Annotated in this window: 3 protein-coding genes and 1 pseudogene; all 4 read right to left on the bottom strand. The window is 53.3% G+C overall.

Annotated elements, in window-relative coordinates; all coding sequences use genetic code 11:
* Window positions 1–11: 11 nt before the first annotated feature.
* Window positions 12–1,538 carry an IS66 family transposase gene (locus QW71_RS35965; RefSeq protein ID WP_039310815.1) on the bottom strand — a complete coding sequence of 509 codons (1,527 nt, stop codon included), beginning with the start codon at window positions 1,536–1,538 and terminating at the stop codon, window positions 12–14.
* A 44-nt stretch (window positions 1,539–1,582) separates the two neighbouring features.
* On the bottom strand, window positions 1,583–1,849 hold the full coding sequence (locus QW71_RS35960) for a hypothetical protein (protein WP_039295693.1): 267 nt from the start codon (window positions 1,847–1,849) through the stop codon (window positions 1,583–1,585).
* A gap of 116 nt (window positions 1,850–1,965) precedes the next feature.
* A pseudogene (locus QW71_RS35955) lies at window positions 1,966–2,472 on the bottom strand (galactose-1-phosphate uridylyltransferase); the annotation flags it as partial.
* A complete protein-coding gene (locus QW71_RS42350) occupies window positions 2,444–2,878 on the bottom strand; it encodes a DUF6444 domain-containing protein (protein WP_039310809.1) in 435 nt (144 codons plus the stop codon). The gene QW71_RS42350 and the pseudogene QW71_RS35955, both read right to left, overlap by 29 nt.
* Between the last annotated feature and the right edge of the window lie 451 nt (window positions 2,879–3,329).

Below are 3,329 nucleotides of genomic sequence, written 5' to 3'. Positions count from 1 at the left end.
ATCGTTACTACTTAGGACCCTTCAATAGGAGAGAAAGTAAATGAGCCAGAAGAAGCCAGCATTAAGCTAGCAAGAATAGGACGCTTTTGCTTAATTAAAGTGGAGATAAAGCTGCGAATGGACGCAAAGAAGCTCGGAAATTCGGGGGTTCGGAAACAACCAGATATTTTTTCCTTGACGACAACCATGCGTAAATCACGTTCGGCCTGGTTATTGTCAAAGGGGACTTCTGGATGGTGCAAAAATTTTAGGATTGCTTCTTTGTGAGTGGCGAAGCGAGCGGCCAAGTTACCGGCTTTGCTTTTGCTCTTGCGTCCCTTTGGACCTGTCTTGGCGGGGATCGGGACCGATACTACTTGCCTCTGAGCTTTCTCCAGGATTTCGTCATAACGCTGTTCATACTGCTGAAGAAGGTCATCGCTGAGAGAGCAACCCGTTTGCCGCGCCTGCCGCACCGCCTGCCAGCTTTCCCGGAGCAGCGTCTGCATCTCGCTCGTCCACGTTTGCTTGTCGTATCTGGTAACCTCTTTGCATTCCCGCATCAAGTGAGCGTTACACAAAGCGTGTTCAAAACCGAAGGCCCCCTGCTTAAAATAAGCATTGTGGGCGTCATGAACCACGGTGCCTAGATAGGCATCTAGTACGTGGAGGGCTTTCATGCCTTCGCTTCCTCGGTTCGGGTGAACCCCAAGTAGCGTCCACTCTGGGGTACTGGTTACGTGTACCCAATGTTCCGCCTGCTCGACCCTCAGCCCCGTTTCATCCGCATGAATGACAGGGCTGGCCAAAATGGCGCTCTGAATCTGCTGGAGATAGGGTTTCAATCCTCGGGCCGTGGCCTGAATTTGCCGGAGCAAGGTGTTCTCACTGGGTTTGTATCCGGTCAACACATGCAGTAACTCACTCAGACGGGCCAGCGGCAACAGCTGGTATCCATGCAGATAAGAAGAAAAAGCAGTCAGACGAGGACCATATTGCACATGCGCCCGCACGCCCTCTGGGAAGATAGCCACTTGCTTCTTGCGGCAGCACGGGCAACGCTTTTGTTCCGCTCGATGCTCGGTCACGTGGATCGCCGGCTTGGGCATCTCAAAGACTTGCCGGGGCCGGTATCCCATTGGCGGCACGTCAGCCAAAGATACCTGGCAGTCCGGGCACACCGTCAGGGCATGCAGGAGAATGTCATCAGGGGTGGAAGAAAAGGGAAGGGTAGAACCTGGATGTCCTTTGGGCGCTCCTTTTTTCCCACCGGGTAACCGGTTGTTCTGCGGTTTGCGGGTGAGATCCCGTGAAGAAGGGAAGTGACTATTCGTGGAGTCCTGTCCCAATCGCCGCTTCAATTCTTTAATTTCGCGGTCTTGCTCCTTAATGATGGCGTCCCGCTCCTCGAGCTGGAGGGTCAAGGTTTCAACTTTTGCGGTAAGGGCAGCGATGCGGACTTCCTGTTCGTCAAGTCTGGCGAGAAGCTCGGATATGGTGCGTTCGGCTCGTTGTAACTTTCGTTGACCGAATCTGTTATTTCGAATAGTGCCCAACATTTGCCCCTCCCTTCGATGTACAAGTACTCTTTATTACCCACTTTTTAGGTAATGATTTCCTTGGATTGATAGGGGGGACCTAAGTAGTAACGATTTATCCCTTTAATTTCCGCTTGCCGCCCGCTTTCGGTGGAATCAGAGGGATTTATCCCTTTAATTTCCCCATGCCGCCCACTTTCGGCGGAATCAGAAGGATTTATCCCTTTAATTTCCGCTTGCCGCCCACTTTCGGCGAATTCAGAGGGATTTATCCCTTTAATTTCCACTTGCCGCCCGCTTTCAGCGAAATCATGGGCACTTCTGCTCCTCATTTCCTCTTGTCGCCCACTTCCGACGGACACATCATTGCATCGTAGTTTCCCGCGCAATAATAAAATGCCCCCGCCGACACTCCGGCAGGGACATCTCATTACAAGACACAGCGGTCTTAGTTAAAGCCGCTGCTGTTCACGAACCGGCGGAATGCCGCCTGGCCTTCCGGTGTGCGTTTGTAGACTCCCGCATGCTCCAGAATATGCGTGAACTTGGTGCCTACCTCGTTCTGCACCGTCTTCACCGCTTCCTCGCGGCTCAGGGAAGTGCCAAAACGGCCGGCCAGCTCCGCGATCCAGGATGCATGCAGCGCGAGCGGATGATCAGCTCCCTGGCTCTGGACCACTTCAAGCAGTGCGGTGTCTCCGGCCAGAACGCCAGCGACAGCATCGAGCTCTTCCTTAAGGCGTCCCGGCAGAATCGCCAGGCCCATAACCTCAATCAGGCCGATGTTCTCCTTCTTGATGTGGTGCATTTCCCGGTGCGGGTGGAAAATCCCTTCGGGATATTCTTCGCTGGTCCGGTTGTTGCGCAGCACCAGATCCATCTCATAGCCGCCGTCTTCTGCCCGGCGGACAATAGGTGTAACCGTGTTATGCGGCACGCTCTCCCCGGCCTCTTCCCAAAGATACCTGGCAGTCCGGGCACACCGTCAGGGCATGCAGGAGAATGTCATCAGGGGTGGAAGAAAAGGGAAGGGTAGAACCTGGATGTCCTTTGGGCGCTCCTTTTTTCCCACCGGGTAACCGGTTGTTCTGCGGTTTGCGGGTGAGATCCCGTGAAGAAGGGAAGTGACTATTCGTGGAGTCCTGTCCCAATCGCCGCTTCAATTCTTTAATTTCGCGGTCTTGCTCCTTAATGATGGCGTCCCGCTCCTCGAGCTGGAGGGTCAAGGTTTCAACTTTTGCGGTAAGGGCAGCGATGCGGACTTCCTGTTCGTCAAGTCTGGCGAGAAGCTCGGATATGGTGCGTTCGGCTCGTTGTAACTTTCGTTGACCGAATCTGTTATTTCGAATAGTGCCCAACATTTGCCCCTCCCTTCGATGTACAAGTACTCTTTATTACCCACTTTTTAGGTAATGATTTCCTTGGATTGATAGGGGGGACCTAAGTAGTAACGATAAATCCCATTAAACACGCCAAAAGTAGGCGAGACGAGGACATTAGAGGGAAAAATCCCACTAAGTAAGCTAAAAGTAGGAATAATGAGGGAAATAGAGGGATAAATCCCATTAAATACGCCAAAAGTAGGCGGGAAGAGGGACATTAGAGGGAAAAATCCCTTTGATTCTGCTGGAAGTGGGCTAGTGAGTGGAAAGAAGGGGAGTGCAGCGTCCCTCAATTAGCCCCATCATCGCCTGTACCTATATGTAGAAAACGCCGCCCCACCCACCGCACTCATCGCACTATGCACTTACCGCTGCCCTCGCCGCCGCGCTACTCCGCCGCCGCGCTGTCCGCCGCCGCGCTACTCCGCCG

The sequence above is a fragment of the Paenibacillus sp. IHB B 3415 genome (assembly GCF_000802655.2).
Lineage (GTDB): Bacteria > Bacillota > Bacilli > Paenibacillales > Paenibacillaceae > Paenibacillus_AQ > Paenibacillus_AQ phytohabitans.
Note: the sequence above shows the minus strand (reverse complement) of the source record. Positions and strands in the feature narration are given on the sequence as shown.